Origin of the sequence: Dysosmobacter acutus (genome assembly GCF_018919205.1) — a bacterium.
GTDB classification, from domain to species: domain Bacteria; phylum Bacillota; class Clostridia; order Oscillospirales; family Oscillospiraceae; genus Oscillibacter; species Oscillibacter acutus.
Genome location: NZ_JAHLQN010000001.1, coordinates 1222990 through 1236136, shown reverse-complemented (window position 1 = coordinate 1236136; position 13147 = coordinate 1222990). Strand labels below are relative to the sequence as shown.

Genomic DNA, 13147 nt, shown 5'->3' with positions numbered 1-13147 from the left:
ATATAGTAAAACTTATACGCTTTTGCAGAAACAAAGTCAATTGGTATTTCCTACATAAATCCAACTTTTCGATCCATTTCTTTTCAGTTTTTTGCGAAAAGCGCTGAAATGACGCGTCCCGGCAAGCGTCTGCACCGCCGGCAATGACGCGGGCCATAGAAACTTGACACAACTCAGCCCCTTTTGGCCCCTCCCACGCTGTGGGCTTTGCGGCCATACTATAAAAAACGTTAAAGATTCTTGAATTATTTGTTTAGATAACTTTTGATATCAGGCACATCCCTGTAAGCAAAACGCCATCAGCGCAAGCGCCTTTTTCTCTTAACGGCATCTCCAATTCCCTGTTTCAGCCTGCCGCACAGCACGGTCGTATTGTTTTGCGCCGCGAAAGACAGCACACCCGGCTCTTTCAATGCGCCGGCCCTCCCGCGCTAAATTAAGATATATCTAAACAAAAATTGAAATTAAATTCGATTTTACTTTATTGAAGCCCATGTTAAAATGATCCCAATCAGTTACAGATTGTTGGAAGGATGGGGCGAATGAGAGAGCTGAGGACGCTGGCGCAATTCATATGCAATTTGCAGGCGGAAGATATTCCCCAGGAAGTAGCAGAGGCGGCTGTCCTTCGTGTGCTTGATACAGTGAGCGTTGCAGTCGGAGGCGCAGGAAGTGATTTGATCGAACGGGTGGAGGAGGAACTGATTCCGCTCCATACGAATGAACCAACGGCATCCCTCTGGGGACGGAATCAAAAGTCCGCTTTAAGCTCTGCAATATTCTTTAACGCCATGCGGGGGCATTATCTGGAGCTGGACGATGTCCACACAGGCTCCAAAACCCATATTGGAACCGTGGTGATCCCCGCCGCGTGGGGGCTGGCGGAAAAGCTGGACCGGACCGGAGCAGAACTCATCGTGGCAATTATCTGCGGATACGAGACAATGGCCCGGATCGGCCTCTCCCTTGGAACAGTCAGCCACCGGCAAAAAGGATGGCATGTGACCGGAACGGCTGGGACCTTTGGCGCGGCGGCAGCCTGCGGAAAGCTTTTGGGGCTGAGTGAAGAAAAGATGGTGTGGGCGCTGGGACTGGCGGGGACGCAGTCTTCCGGGCTGTGGGCTTTTTTACAGGACGGGGCAAACTGCAAGGTGCTCCATCCGGCGCGGGCGGCCCTGAACGGCTGCGAGGCGGCCCTGATGGCGCACAGCGGAATGAGCGGCCCCGAATCCATTCTGACGGCGAAGGACGGCGGGCTGCTTGCGGCAATGTCAGATGAATACGATGTGCACCGGCTTACGGACGGCTTGGGTCAATGGTGGGCCACTTTGCAGATGGACGTGAAGCCGTATCCCTGCTGCCGCAGTACGCACTGCGCAATTGACGCAGCGCTTGCCCTCCGCAGCACATGCAGCGTCTCCCCCGATCACATCGCCCGTATCCTGGTGGAAACTTATGACATTGGATACAAGCAGTGCGGTATGTCGAAAGGCAGCATCTCGCCAACCACTGCGGCGGAGGCCAAATTTTCGACGCCCTATACGGCGGCCGTCGCCCTCCTGAAGGGAAGCGTTTCTCTGAAAGACTTTCAAAGCGGCGCAATTAACGAACCGGAACTCCGAAACCTGATGGGGAAAATAACAGTGGTATCTGACAAGGCTTTTTCGGAAAAATACCCTGAACACTGGGGCTGCCGTATGACAATAGAGACTCTTACGGGGGAAGTATTCCAAAAAGAGATCATCGACGCCGCCGGAAGCATATGGGCTCCCCTCACAAGGTCACAGCAGATCGAAAAGGCGGGAACAATGTTCTCCTTCGGCGGATACGCTTCCGCGGATACCGCGATCCTCGATTTGCTGAACCTGCCGCGACTTGACCATATTCCTGTCATTTAAAAATTTCCGATTCCGGAAAACGCGGTGTGGTTCTGCCGGATGAGCTCCACGATGTAGCGTATGGGCGCGGATAAGTGCTTCCTGTAATAGTGCTGCAGATAAATCGTTCGTTTGATTGGGAAAAGGTCTGTTTCGAGGCGGAAAAAATGAGAGGGAGATTCCCCGGCAAGCAACTCCGCATGCGCGTTGATGAAGCCAAAGCCAAGCCCCTGGTTGACCAATCGCAGAATTGAAATCGAGTTGGATATTTGAATGCGTTCATTTGGTAAAATATTGTGGTGCTTGAAAAATGTGTCGGCAGCAGAGCGGAGCCAGTCGCCGGAGGGGGCAAGAATAAAGCTTTCTCCCCGGATCTCATCCAGGTTGATAAACGGGCGGTCTTCCCAGGTCTGCAGCGCGCAAAATTTTTTCACAATGGGATGCAGCGGCGGCGCCGCCAGAATGGGCGGCGGATAGGGGGCCAATTCGATACTGGTTATTTTGGGACAGGTGGAAAAAGCGCCCAGAATCGCGAAATCCGCTTCCCGGTTGAGCAGCGTGGTCTCATACATATTCGCATTCGGACTGATCATCCGGAAATGGGCGCCGGGATAACGGGCATAGAACTGTGAGGAAACCGTGGAGAAGAAGCTGCTGATCATAATGGCGGGCATCGCAATGGTGATTTGAAAATCGTTGGTGTAAAGCCTGTTTTCTGTCAGCTGTGTCTCCATGTTTTCATAGCACTGCAAAAGCTCCTGTATATACTCAAGGTAGATCGAGCCCTGCACCGTCAGACGCATGGGTTTTGAGCTGCGGTCAAAAATTGAGATGTTGTGTTCTTTCTCCTCAGCCGCTATGCACTGGCTGATGGCGGACGGCGAAATAAAAAGCTGGTCCGCCGCCTCCTGGATTCCGCCGACCTGCGCCACCCGGAGAATGTAGCGATACCGATTGATGTTCATACTGCTCTCCATATCCAGAAAAAAGATAAGCTTTTTCTAATTAATTAAGTATATTATACTAAATATGCTCAATTTTGTAAAGTAGATAAGAAAGCGAGGGTACGACAACATGAAGGCGTGGAAAAAAGACTTGATTCTCAGCATACTCCTCTTGCTTTTCTGCGCGGCCGCATATTTCTATTGTGCGACGCTGCCCCCCGGATATCAAAAATATACGATGGCCCATGCGGGCGCATATGTTCAGTTCTGGATAGTTATCCTGGCGATTCTTTCCCTTGCGCTTTTGATCAGAACTATTTTGCGCAAGCCGCAGGAAGAGAGCGCATCCATGTGGAGCAAAATGGTATTTCTGACGCTGCTTTCCCTTGCGGCTTACCTGTTTTTGATGCCCCACATCGGCTTTACCCTGGCCACATGCCTCTTCCTTTTCGGACTTGCTGTGGCTTATCAGCGGCAGGATACAGAAAACCGGCCGTCGGGAAAAGCGTTGGCTCTTGCCGCGGTGAAATGGTTTATTCTCTGCGCTGTTACGACGGCCGCATTGCAGCTTTTGTTTACAAAGGTGCTGAAAGTGGTCCTGCCCACATTGGGCATCCTTGGAATCTGATTCAACTGAAGACAACTGATGGTCCAGGCTGTCAGTCGGTCTAATAAACATGAAAGGAATAAAAGAGATGGAAAAGAAGAAAGTACTCGCAACGCTCCTTGCTCTCGCAATGATCCCCGGCCTTGCGGCATGTGGAGAAGCCGGAACGGCTTCGCAGTCTTCGTCAGGAGTCGGCTCCTCTTCTGCTGAAGATACCTATCCGGAAAAGACCATTGAAGTAGTAGTGCCCTACTCCACCGGCGGTACGCACGATCTTGTGGCCAGGCTGGCCGCTCCGTATTTCGCGGAGCTTGGATACAACATGCAGATTGTGAATATCGGCGGCAACAGCGGCATGACCGGCACCAACGACTTTCTTTCCAGGGACGCGGACGGATACAGCATCCTCATGATGTCTCCCGAAGTCCTCGCCGGCCAGACCGCCGTCGGCACCGTGGAGGACAAGATCTGGCAGCAGCTTGACTACATCGGCTGCTTTGTCAGTGATCCCAAGTGCATCACCGTTAACGCGGATTCCCCCTATCAGACAATCGATGATCTGATCGAGGCCGCAAAGGCCAATCCCGGAGAGTTGAACTGGGAGGCCAACGGCGCCACCGGCGCCAGCCCGCTCTCCGCCTATATCACCTGGGATGCCATCGGCTGTACATTCAATTACGTGCCCAGCGGCGATGTGACGGAAGGCATTGCGGCCCTCATGGGCGGGCATGTTGATGTGGGCCAGTATATGCTCTCCGAAGTGCTCTCCTACCATGAGGCCGGCGAGCTTCGCACGCTTGCCATCATGGTCGACGAACGCAGCGACCTTGCCCCCGACATCCCCACATTGAAGGAGCTTGGCTATGACGTCTCTGTGGACCTCACCCGCTGCTGGGCCGTCAAAAAAGGAACCGACAGCGCAATTGTGGACGAATTGGCGGCCGCCTTCAAGCAGGTCTGTGAAAATGAGGAATTCCAGGCGGATCTGATCCGCCTCGGCGCCAACCCGTTCTATATGACCGGCGAAGAGCTGACGGCGCACGGTGACGAATGGTATGACCTCTATATGGCAAAAATTGAAGAGATCGGCATTGCCTGATCAGTAAAAACGCGCAGGCATTACCACCGGGTGAAGCGCCCCGTCCGGGAGCGCTTCACCCCAAGCCAAACTGGGAGGTGACAAATTTGGAAGCCCTTCATTCTCTGTTTTCGGGGTTCGGATCTTTCTTTTCCGATCCCACTATGATTGTATTGCTGACTGCCGGTGTATTGGGCGGCATGATCTTTGGCGCGATTCCCGGTCTGACAGCGGCATTGGGCGTGAGCCTGATGCTCCCCTTTACGTTCCACATGACGCCGGACCAGGGCATCTGTACCCTGATTGGGATCTATGTCGGCGGAATCAGCGGCGGCCTTGTGTCGGCAACCCTGCTGAATGTTCCGGGGACCTCTGCAAGTATGGTCACTTGCTTTGACGGCAGTCCAATGGCACGGCAGGGAAAACCCGCGCTGGCACTTTCCTATGGGATTACATCCTCCCTGCTTGGCGGAGTGTTTTCCGGCATTGTGTTGATATTCGTTTCCAAAAAGCTGGCGGAGGTCGCCTTGATCTTCAGCTATTGGGAATATTTTGCCATGGGCATTGTCGGTCTTTCCGTGGTCGTTGCCCTGTGCAGCAAGGACATATTAAAGGGGCTCATCGGCGCAGTGATCGGTATGCTCCTGACCACGGTTGGCGTGGACAAGCTGGACGGCATTGCCCGCTTTACCTTTGGCTTTTACCAGTTGGACAACGGATTGACTGAGCTTGCGACGATCATGGGCATTTTTGTAATTCCCGAGGTTTTTTCCCAGATCCAAAAAATCGGCCAAAAAACCGATAAAATTGAGGTGGATAAAAAAGCTTCCGTCAAGCCCACCTTTTCCATGTTCAAGGGATGCGGCAAGCTGCTTGCCATATCATCGGTCATTGGGACGGTCATCGGAATCATTCCGGGTGTTGGGCAATCCACGGCATCGCTGATCGCCTATAACCAGGCCCGCTCCATGTCCAAGCACCCTGAGGAGTTCGGGCATGGCTCCCGCGAGGGCATCATCGCCTCTGAGACCGCCAACAACGCTGTCTGCGGCGGCGCGCTGATTCCCATGCTTGTCATGGGCATTCCGGGGGACATGGTCACATCGCTCCTCCTTGGAGGCTTAACAATTCACGGCCTCAGCGCGGGCCCGCTTCTGTTTTCAAAGCAGCCGGAGCTCATCGGCAACATCTATGTTTCCTACATGGTAGGATGCGTGATTATGTTCGTTCTGTTCCTTCTGCTCATGCGTTTTTTCATCAGGGTCATTGATATCCCCATGAACTTCCTGCTTCCGCTTATCATGCTGATGTGCGTGATCGGCACCATGACCAGCAACAACCGCGTTTTTGACAGTTGGGTATTCCTTGCGATCGGTGTTCTGGCGGCGGTTTTGCTCAATTGCGGCATCAGTCTGCCCTCGGTCGTTCTGGGATATGTTCTGGGCAGCATGGTTGAATCGAACTTCAGGAAGGGCGTTATCGCCAACAGAGGGTCTGTCCTCTCCATGTTCCATCACCCGATTGCAGTTGTGCTGCTGATTATTGCGGCCCTGCTGGTCGTACTTCCCCTTATCAAATCCAGAAAATCCCACAAACATTCTGACACTTAGTGTCATCCGCTGTAAGGAGAGCTGTATCATGTATGAAACCGCTTCATTTGCAAAGGACGTTTTGGCCTCGCTGAGCCGTGAAAACATGGTGGAAACGGTGAACGCCTTCTCCACATTGCACCGCTACTCCGGCAAGGAGCAGGGCGAGGCCTCCGTTGATTACTTAATGCGCAAGTGCGGAGAATACGGAATCGCCTGTGAACGGGAAAGCTATGAGGGCTTCTTCAGTATTCCGGTATCCGCTTCCCTGACAATCCAGTCGCCTTATTGCAAGACCTATGAGGCCTGCGGCATGGTGTTCAGCGGCGAGGCTTCCAATCTCACGGCCGAGGTGTACTACGACTATTTGAGTGGCCAAAAAAACCGCACCCTCTCCCAGGAACGGGAGCGCGACGCCGCGTTTTCCGGAAAGATTGTCCTTTCGCACGACGGCCGCGCGGCGTTTGCAGACCGCCTGAAAAAAGCCGGGGCCGCCGGATTGGTCTACATCTGGCCATCCACCGACGATATGCTGCATCACAGCAATATCGGACCCATCTGGGGAACGCCGGACACAAGGGATTTCGATCATCTCACCTTTTTGCCCTCGGTCTCCTTTCGGCACAGTGACGGCGAGGAAATCGCCGAGGCCTGCAGGGCGGGCAAGGTCTATGGAGCCTTGCATATCAAAATGGACTCAGCCATCGCAAGGAGCACAATGCCCATCGCCACGATCCCCGGCAAGACCAGCAGCTTTGTCCTTCTTTCAGCCCACTATGACTCCTGGTACGAGGGGATTACGGACAATGCCGCCGCCGACGCGATCATTTTGGAGATCGGCCGGGTCCTGCAGGAAAAACAGGATCAGCTGCTCAGGGGCGTAAAAATCTGCTGGTGGTCAGGCCACTCTGACGGCCGCTACGCCGGTTCGGCATGGTGGTGCGACAACCACTGGGAACAGCTCCGCAGGCACTGCGTCGCCCATGTCAATCTGGATATCTGCGGCTGCAAGAACACAGGCCGCATCATCATGCGGACCTCCTGTATGGAGGGCATGGAGTATGGCGCAGATCGTGTGGAACATTTGACCGGGCTGCGCCCCGAATCCTATATTCCAATGGTGAAGGGCGCGGACCAGTCTTTCTGGGGCGTCAATGTGCCAATCACCGTTATGGCTAAAAACGAACCGCTTCCCGGCAATGAAAAAGCCTGTGGAGACTTCTACGGCGCGGGAGGCGGTCCCTGGTGGCATGCGATCGGGGATACCCTTGATAAATTGGATGTCGACGCAATGGTGCGCGACGCCAAACTCAATGCCGAATTTGTTGCCGATTTTGCAACCTGTCCCGTTCTGCCGGTACAGATACTCTCTTTTATTTCAGAGATGAAGCATAAACTGAAAGAGCTTGGCCAGGGAATCGACGCAGCGGAATTCGATATTGCTCCGGTTTACGAAAAGCTTTGCGCCCTGGAGGGTCCGGCAGCGGCATTGGAGGAGAAAATCCGAGCCACGGCAGACGGTGCATCCGACGGGATCATCCAGGCGGTGGCCGGTGAGCTGAATCGAATCTTTTATACAACAGTGGATCCTTATTCCTTTGAACCCGCGATGAGCATCGCGTTCGGCGGCAATCAAAACACGACCATGGGCGGGCTCAGGACTGCTGTGGGCGTAACCCGTGAAACCACAGACGCCATGACCTATCTCTGCGTGAAAACGACCTTTATCCGCCAGAGAAACCGCTTGGTGGGGCAGATGAATGAAATTTTGTGGAAAATTGAACAGTATCTGCGCACATGTGAGGGATGAGGAATATGAAAGAACAAGTTTTTGCCCGCATCGATCAGTGCCGCGGCGAGCTGGTCGATTTGGCAGACAGGATCTTCGACAACCCCGAGCTCAGCATGGAGGAGCATCAGGCCAGCACCTGGCTTGCGGACAGCCTTGAACGCTATGGGTTCTTTGTGGAACGGGGTATTGCGGGGCTGGAGACCGCGTTTCGCGCCACATTTGAATCCGGGCACGGCGGCCCTTCCTTTGGCCTTCTGTGCGAATACGACGCCCTTGAAAAACAGGGGCACGCCTGCGGCCACCACGCCCAGGGCCCCTGTATCTTAGGCGCGGCAATTGCCCTGAAGGATGCAGCGGCCGGCAGGGATTTCAAGGTTGTTGTTTATGGTACGCCTGCTGAAGAGCGATACAGCGGAAAGAACATCATGATTGAAAAGGGCTGCTTCAAAGATATCGATGTCGCCTTTATGATGCACATGGACGGCGCGACGCGTGTCGATGTAAAATACCTTGCCAATATCCACTATCAGGTGATTTTCCGCGGCATCGCGGCGCATGCCGGAAGAAAGCCGGAGGAGGGAAGGAGCGCGCTGGACGCGTTGATCCTGTCATTTAACGGCATTGAATTTCTGCGCGAACATGTGATCGACGATGTGCGTATGCACTATACCGTCGTCGACGCGGGAGCCCCGGCAAACAGCGTTTCTCCCCGTGCGGTGGGCTCCTTCATCCTGCGCAGCTATGATATGGAGTATCTGGAGCAGGTAGCCGCCCGGTTCAGAAAGATTATGGAGGGGGCCGCCCTGATGACCGAGACCAGTGTGGAGATCATAGAAGAAACCAGAATGTATAACATGATCCCCATCCTGACACTCAACGATCTTTTGATGGAAAATGCGCATTTGGTGGGAGCCCCGCAGATTCAGCCGCCCCGTGCGAAAACCGGATCAAGCGACTTTATGAACGTGTGCCATATCCTACCCGGCGCATGCATCCGTATGGCTTTTGTTCCGATTACGGTAGGTCCTCATTCACAGGGATACTATGACGCCGGCAAGACGGAGCTGTGCCACAATTCCATGATCCAGGGAGCCAAAATTATTGCGGGAGCCATTTGTGACCTGTTGGAAAAACCTGAACTTCTTGACGCCGTGAAAAAAGAGTTTACCGAAAACCAGCTTCATAAGAACCGTCAAACATACACTGGACCGTATTCATGAGGAGACTGGAATGCAGAAAATCAATATGGCAACGCCTCTCGTTGAAATGGACGGAGACGAGATGACCCGGATTCTCTGGCAAATGATTAAGGAACTGCTTATCCTGCCCTTTGTCGAGCTGAAAACCGAATACTATGACCTGGGCCTTCTGAATCGTAACCGCACGAAAGACCAGGTTACGGTGCAGGCGGCTTTGGCCGCGAAAGAACTGGGAGTCGCCGTAAAATGCGCAACCATTACGCCAAATCGCCAGCGCATGGAGGAATACCCCGAATTAACGCAAATGTGGAACAGCCCCAACGCAACCATCCGCTCCATTATGGACGGTACGGTTTTCCGCCGTCCGATCATTGTGAATCATGTGAGGCCTGTTGTCCGCACCTGGGAATCCCCAATCACAATCGCCCGTCATGCGTACGGAGACCTCTATAAAGCGGTGGATTTGCGGACCGAGGAGCCGGGCAGCTGTGAATTGCTTTTTACCGCGGACAGCGGCAGGCAGGAACGGCTGCTGGTGCAAAGGGCTGACGGGCCGGCAGTCTGGCAGGCCTGCCACAATTACCGCAGCTCCATCCGCTCATTTGCAAGGTCCTGTTTCCAGTACGCACTTGATACACACCAGGATCTCTGGTTTTCCACCAAAGATACGATTTCCAAAACGTATGACGGCGAATTTAAACAGATCTTTGAGCAGGAGTATTCGGCTTTCTCCCCCGCCTTCAAGCGTGCCGGGATTCGCTATTTTTATACGTTAATCGACGATGCCGTCGCACGCGTCATCCGGTCCCGGGGCGGGTTCATATGGGCGTGCAAAAATTACGACGGCGATGTTATGAGTGACATGGTGTCCACGGCCTTCGGGTCCCTTGCCATGATGACCTCCGTGCTGGTCGCTCCGGACGGAAGCACCGAATACGAGGCCGCTCACGGCACGGTGACACAGCACTACTATCGCTACCTGAAGGGAGAAAAACCATCCACAAATCCGACGGCCACCATCTTTGCCTGGTCCGGTGCGCTGAAAAAGCGGGGATCGATCGATCAGCTTCCCGACCTGGTGAGATTCGGAGAATCCTTAGAGCAAGCTTGCCTCGACACCTTGAACAATGGACTCGTCACAAAGGATCTATTTCAGCTTGCCGAGCAAAACGCGGCCCTCCACCCGGTGAGCAGCGAGGAGCTTCTGGAGGCAATCGCAGAAAGGCTGCGCCAAAAATTCGACTCTAAATAATCGGTCGAATACGCTTCCGGCAGACAAAATCGGCAGAACATATTGCAGCGGCGGAGGGGAACAATCCCCTCCGCCGTTTTTTACAGAAATTACGCCTCTGCAAACGTTAAATCCAGCGCCTAATTGGTCTGCCGCAGGCGCCCCGGCGCTTTTAGCCTCGGGTCAGATAAGGATGTGCTCCGCCTTTGCCTGATGCTCCAGCTCCGCCCGGAACCTGGGATGGGCGATGGAGATCAGCGCCCGGGCCCGCTGGCTCAGGGATCTGCCCCGGAGCTTGGCCACGCCGTACTCCGTCACAATATAGTCCACGTCGTTTTTGCTGGTGGTGACGATGGCTCCGGGAGACAGCGTGGCTTTGATGCGGCTCACCTCTCCGCCTTTGGCCGTGGAGGGGAATGCGATGAAGCTCTTGCCTCCCTCCGACTCCGTGGCGCCCCGGACGTAGTCTGCCTGCCCGCCGGTGCCGGAGATATGGCGGGTGCCGATGGACTCGGCGCAGACCTGCCCGAAAAAGTCCACCTCCAGAGCGGCATTGACGGAGATGAAGTTGGGATGCCGGGCGATCACCGCCGGATTGTTGACATAGTCCACCCCCAGCACCTCCACCGCCGGGTTATCGTCGATGAAATCGTAGACCCGCCGGGTGCCGAAGGCAAAGGTCATCACCGACCGCCCACGGTGGATGGGCTTTAAGCTGTTGTCCGCCGCGCCGCACTCCAAGAGCTCCACCAGGCTATCGGCAAAGAGCTCCGTGTGGATGCCCAAATGATGCTTGTTTTTGAGGAACATGCCCACAGATTCCGGCACCGCCCCGATGCCAAGCTGCAGCGTGGCGCCGTTGGGAATCTCCTCGGCGATGAGTCCGCCGATGGTGCGGCTCACCTCGTCGATCACCGGCGGCTGGGATTCCACCATGGGCCGGGATACCTCGCAGAATGCATCCACCCGGGAGATGTGGACAATGGGCGCGCTGAGCACCCGCGGCATTTGGTCGTTGACCTCCAGATAGATGTGCTCCGCCTTCTCCAGGGCCGCCTCGGAGTAAGAGCCCACGGTGCACAGGCTGAAGTAGCCGTGGCGGTCCATGGGGCCCACGGCCGCGCAGAAGGCGTCGATCCGGGGCTGCTGCCGGACCAGCCGGGGCATGTCCCGGTAGTAGCAGGGCATCACGTCGGCCAGCCCTTCATTCACCGCCCTCCTGGCCCCGGCGCTGGAGAACCAGCTGACCGCGTGGTAGCCGCCTCCGCCGGTATAGAAGGGCATGGGATAGCTGTCCAACAGGATGTGCTGGGTCAGGTTCCGGTATCGGTTGGCGGATGCGTGGGCGCCGATCGATTCCAAAAGCCCAATGGGCTGGGCCAGGGCGGCGTCGCTGATCAGGACGCTTCCGTCGGGAATGGACGCGGCGATCTCCTCCGCTGTCCGTTTTTTCTCCCGGTACTGTTTCAAAACTGTTTTCATACGTTCCTCATTTCATGAAACAGCGGAAGAAGCACGCTTCCTCCGCTGTGCGCTGCTTGTTTACCGGGCGCAGGCCATGCCGCGCTTCAGTGCCTCCATGTTCAGCGGCACCAACTTCGCCTTTGGACCGGTGAACATGGCCTCGATCATCTGCCTGATGGTCTCCTCTCTGAGCGCGCCGGTGGCGGCGATGTAGGCGCCCAGCATGACCATGTTGGCCACCTTCCCGTTGCCCACCTCATCGGCGATCCTGGAGCAGGGCACGTAGACGGCTTTCACATCCTGCCGGGCGACCCGTTCGCTGATGACGGAGCTGTTGACAAAGATCAGGCCGCCCTCCACCACCAGAGGCTCAAATTTCTCAAGAGAGGGCAGGTTCATGGCAATCAGCTCCGTGGGGTGGGTGAACAGGGGCGAGCCTACCGGCTTGTCGGAGAGAACCACGGAGCAGTTGGCCGTGCCGCCCCGCATCTCCGGCCCGTAGGAGGGAGCCCAGGTGACCTCCAGTCCCTCGCTGACGCCGGCCTCCACCAGGGATTTTCCGATGGACATGACGCCCTGGCCGCCGAACCCGGAAATGATGATTTCCTTTTTCATCTCATTTCACCTCCGCGCTGCTTTCCTTGATGACGCCCAGGGGATAGTAGGCCGCCATGTTGGTCTCCAGCCACTCCTTTGCCTTCAGGGGCGTCATGCCCCAGTTGGTGGGGCATGTGGAGAGCACCTCCACAAAGGTGAACCCCTCCCCTGCCATCTGCTTTTCAAATGCCTTGCGGATGGCCTTCTTGGCCTTGTTGAGATGTGGGATGTCCGTGACGCAGACCCGCTCGGCATAGACGCAGCCGTCCAGCGTGGAGAGCATCTCCGCCACGCGGATGGGCTTGCCGGCCTGCTCCACCGTCCGGCCGTGGGGGCAGGTGGTGGCCTTCTGGCCAATGAGGGTGGTGGGCGCCATCTGGCCGCCGGTCATGCCGTAGATGGCGTTATTGACAAAGATGGTGGTAAACTTTTCACCCCGCATGGCGGCGTGGACGATCTCCGCCGCGCCGATGGAGGCCAGATCGCCGTCGCCCTGGTAGGTGAACACCGGGGCCGTGGGGTGGGTGCGCTTGATTCCGGTGGCCACGGCGGGAGCCCGGCCATGGGCCGCCTCCATCATATCGCAGCTGAAATAGTTGTATGCAAAGACGGAGCATCCCACCGGGCAGACGCCGATGGCCTGGTCGATGAGGCCCATCTCCTCCATCACCTCGGCGATGAGCTTGTGGATGATGCCGTGGTTGCAGCCGGGGCAATAGTGCAGCTCCGCATCCGTCAGCCCTTTGGACTTCTGATATACAATCGCCAT

At 55.7% G+C, this 13147-nt stretch carries 11 protein-coding genes; 7 read left to right on the top strand and 4 right to left on the bottom strand.

Annotated elements, in window-relative coordinates; translation table 11 throughout:
* Positions 1 to 533 precede the first annotated feature (533 nt).
* Positions 534 to 1898: an MmgE/PrpD family protein gene (locus tag KQI82_RS05950; protein WP_338148952.1), complete on the top strand. Its 1365-nt coding sequence runs from the start codon at positions 534 to 536 to the stop codon at positions 1896 to 1898.
* On the opposite strand, the gene KQI82_RS05945 is transcribed toward KQI82_RS05950, so the two are convergent.
* Positions 1895 to 2842 (bottom strand): LysR family transcriptional regulator, encoded by a 948-nt coding sequence (locus KQI82_RS05945; protein ID WP_216631946.1) that lies wholly within the window; start codon positions 2840 to 2842, stop codon positions 1895 to 1897. The genes KQI82_RS05950 and KQI82_RS05945 overlap by 4 nt on opposite strands.
* A gap of 109 nt (positions 2843 to 2951) precedes the next feature.
* Here KQI82_RS05945 and KQI82_RS05940 point away from each other — a divergent pair, with 109 nt between their 5' ends.
* From KQI82_RS05940 to KQI82_RS05915, 6 genes are all read left to right on the top strand, one after another.
* Complete coding sequence (locus KQI82_RS05940) at positions 2952 to 3449, top strand: tripartite tricarboxylate transporter TctB family protein (RefSeq protein ID WP_216631945.1); 498 nt, start codon at positions 2952 to 2954, stop codon at positions 3447 to 3449.
* A 67-nt stretch (positions 3450 to 3516) separates the two neighbouring features.
* Complete coding sequence (locus tag KQI82_RS05935) at positions 3517 to 4527, top strand: Bug family tripartite tricarboxylate transporter substrate binding protein (RefSeq protein ID WP_216631944.1); 1011 nt, start codon at positions 3517 to 3519, stop codon at positions 4525 to 4527.
* 143 nt (positions 4528 to 4670) lie between these two features.
* Entirely contained in the window at positions 4671 to 6116 is a 1446-nt protein-coding gene (locus KQI82_RS05930; RefSeq protein ID WP_216631943.1) for a tripartite tricarboxylate transporter permease, read from the top strand.
* 28 nt (positions 6117 to 6144) lie between these two features.
* A complete protein-coding gene (locus KQI82_RS05925; RefSeq protein ID WP_216631942.1) occupies positions 6145 to 7905 on the top strand; it encodes a M28 family peptidase in 1761 nt (586 codons plus the stop codon).
* 5 nt (positions 7906 to 7910) lie between these two features.
* Positions 7911 to 9107, top strand: coding sequence for an amidohydrolase (locus tag KQI82_RS05920; RefSeq protein ID WP_216631941.1), 1197 nt, complete (start codon positions 7911 to 7913; stop codon positions 9105 to 9107).
* Positions 9108 to 9117: 10 nt separating this feature from the next.
* Positions 9118 to 10338: an NADP-dependent isocitrate dehydrogenase gene (locus KQI82_RS05915; protein WP_216631940.1), complete on the top strand. Its 1221-nt coding sequence runs from the start codon at positions 9118 to 9120 to the stop codon at positions 10336 to 10338.
* A 162-nt stretch (positions 10339 to 10500) separates the two neighbouring features.
* Here the strand turns inward: KQI82_RS05915 and KQI82_RS05910 are convergent, their stop codons facing one another.
* The 3 genes from KQI82_RS05910 to KQI82_RS05900 are packed head-to-tail and all read right to left on the bottom strand — an operon-like array spanning position 10501 to position 13147.
* Positions 10501 to 11799 (bottom strand): acetyl-CoA hydrolase/transferase family protein, encoded by a 1299-nt coding sequence (locus KQI82_RS05910; protein WP_216631939.1) that lies wholly within the window; start codon positions 11797 to 11799, stop codon positions 10501 to 10503.
* A 60-nt stretch (positions 11800 to 11859) separates the two neighbouring features.
* On the bottom strand, positions 11860 to 12396 hold the full coding sequence (locus KQI82_RS05905; RefSeq protein WP_216631938.1) for a 2-oxoacid:acceptor oxidoreductase family protein: 537 nt from the start codon (positions 12394 to 12396) through the stop codon (positions 11860 to 11862).
* 1 nt (position 12397) lies between these two features.
* A complete protein-coding gene (locus KQI82_RS05900; RefSeq protein WP_216631937.1) occupies positions 12398 to 13147 on the bottom strand; it encodes a thiamine pyrophosphate-dependent enzyme in 750 nt (249 codons plus the stop codon).

Bases quoted from the DNA above. Each gene is read 5' to 3' on its own strand.
- KQI82_RS05935 (WP_216631944.1), top strand. From the start codon at position 3,517: ATGGAAAAGAAGAAAGTACTCGCAACGCTCCTTGCTCTCGCAATGATC.
- KQI82_RS05905 (WP_216631938.1), bottom strand. From the start codon at position 12,396: ATGAAAAAGGAAATCATCATTTCCGGGTTCGGCGGCCAGGGCGTCATG.
- KQI82_RS05950 (WP_338148952.1), top strand. From the start codon at position 534: ATGGGGCGAATGAGAGAGCTGAGGACGCTGGCGCAATTCATATGCAAT.
- KQI82_RS05900 (WP_216631937.1), bottom strand. From the start codon at position 13,147: ATGGCGATTGTATATCAGAAGTCCAAAGGGCTGACGGATGCGGAGCTG.
- KQI82_RS05945 (WP_216631946.1), bottom strand. From the start codon at position 2,842: ATGAACATCAATCGGTATCGCTACATTCTCCGGGTGGCGCAGGTCGGC.
- KQI82_RS05940 (WP_216631945.1), top strand. From the start codon at position 2,952: ATGAAGGCGTGGAAAAAAGACTTGATTCTCAGCATACTCCTCTTGCTT.
- KQI82_RS05910 (WP_216631939.1), bottom strand. From the start codon at position 11,799: ATGAAAACAGTTTTGAAACAGTACCGGGAGAAAAAACGGACAGCGGAG.
- KQI82_RS05920 (WP_216631941.1), top strand. From the start codon at position 7,911: ATGAAAGAACAAGTTTTTGCCCGCATCGATCAGTGCCGCGGCGAGCTG.
- KQI82_RS05925 (WP_216631942.1), top strand. From the start codon at position 6,145: ATGTATGAAACCGCTTCATTTGCAAAGGACGTTTTGGCCTCGCTGAGC.
- KQI82_RS05915 (WP_216631940.1), top strand. From the start codon at position 9,118: ATGCAGAAAATCAATATGGCAACGCCTCTCGTTGAAATGGACGGAGAC.
- KQI82_RS05930 (WP_216631943.1), top strand. From the start codon at position 4,671: ATGATTGTATTGCTGACTGCCGGTGTATTGGGCGGCATGATCTTTGGC.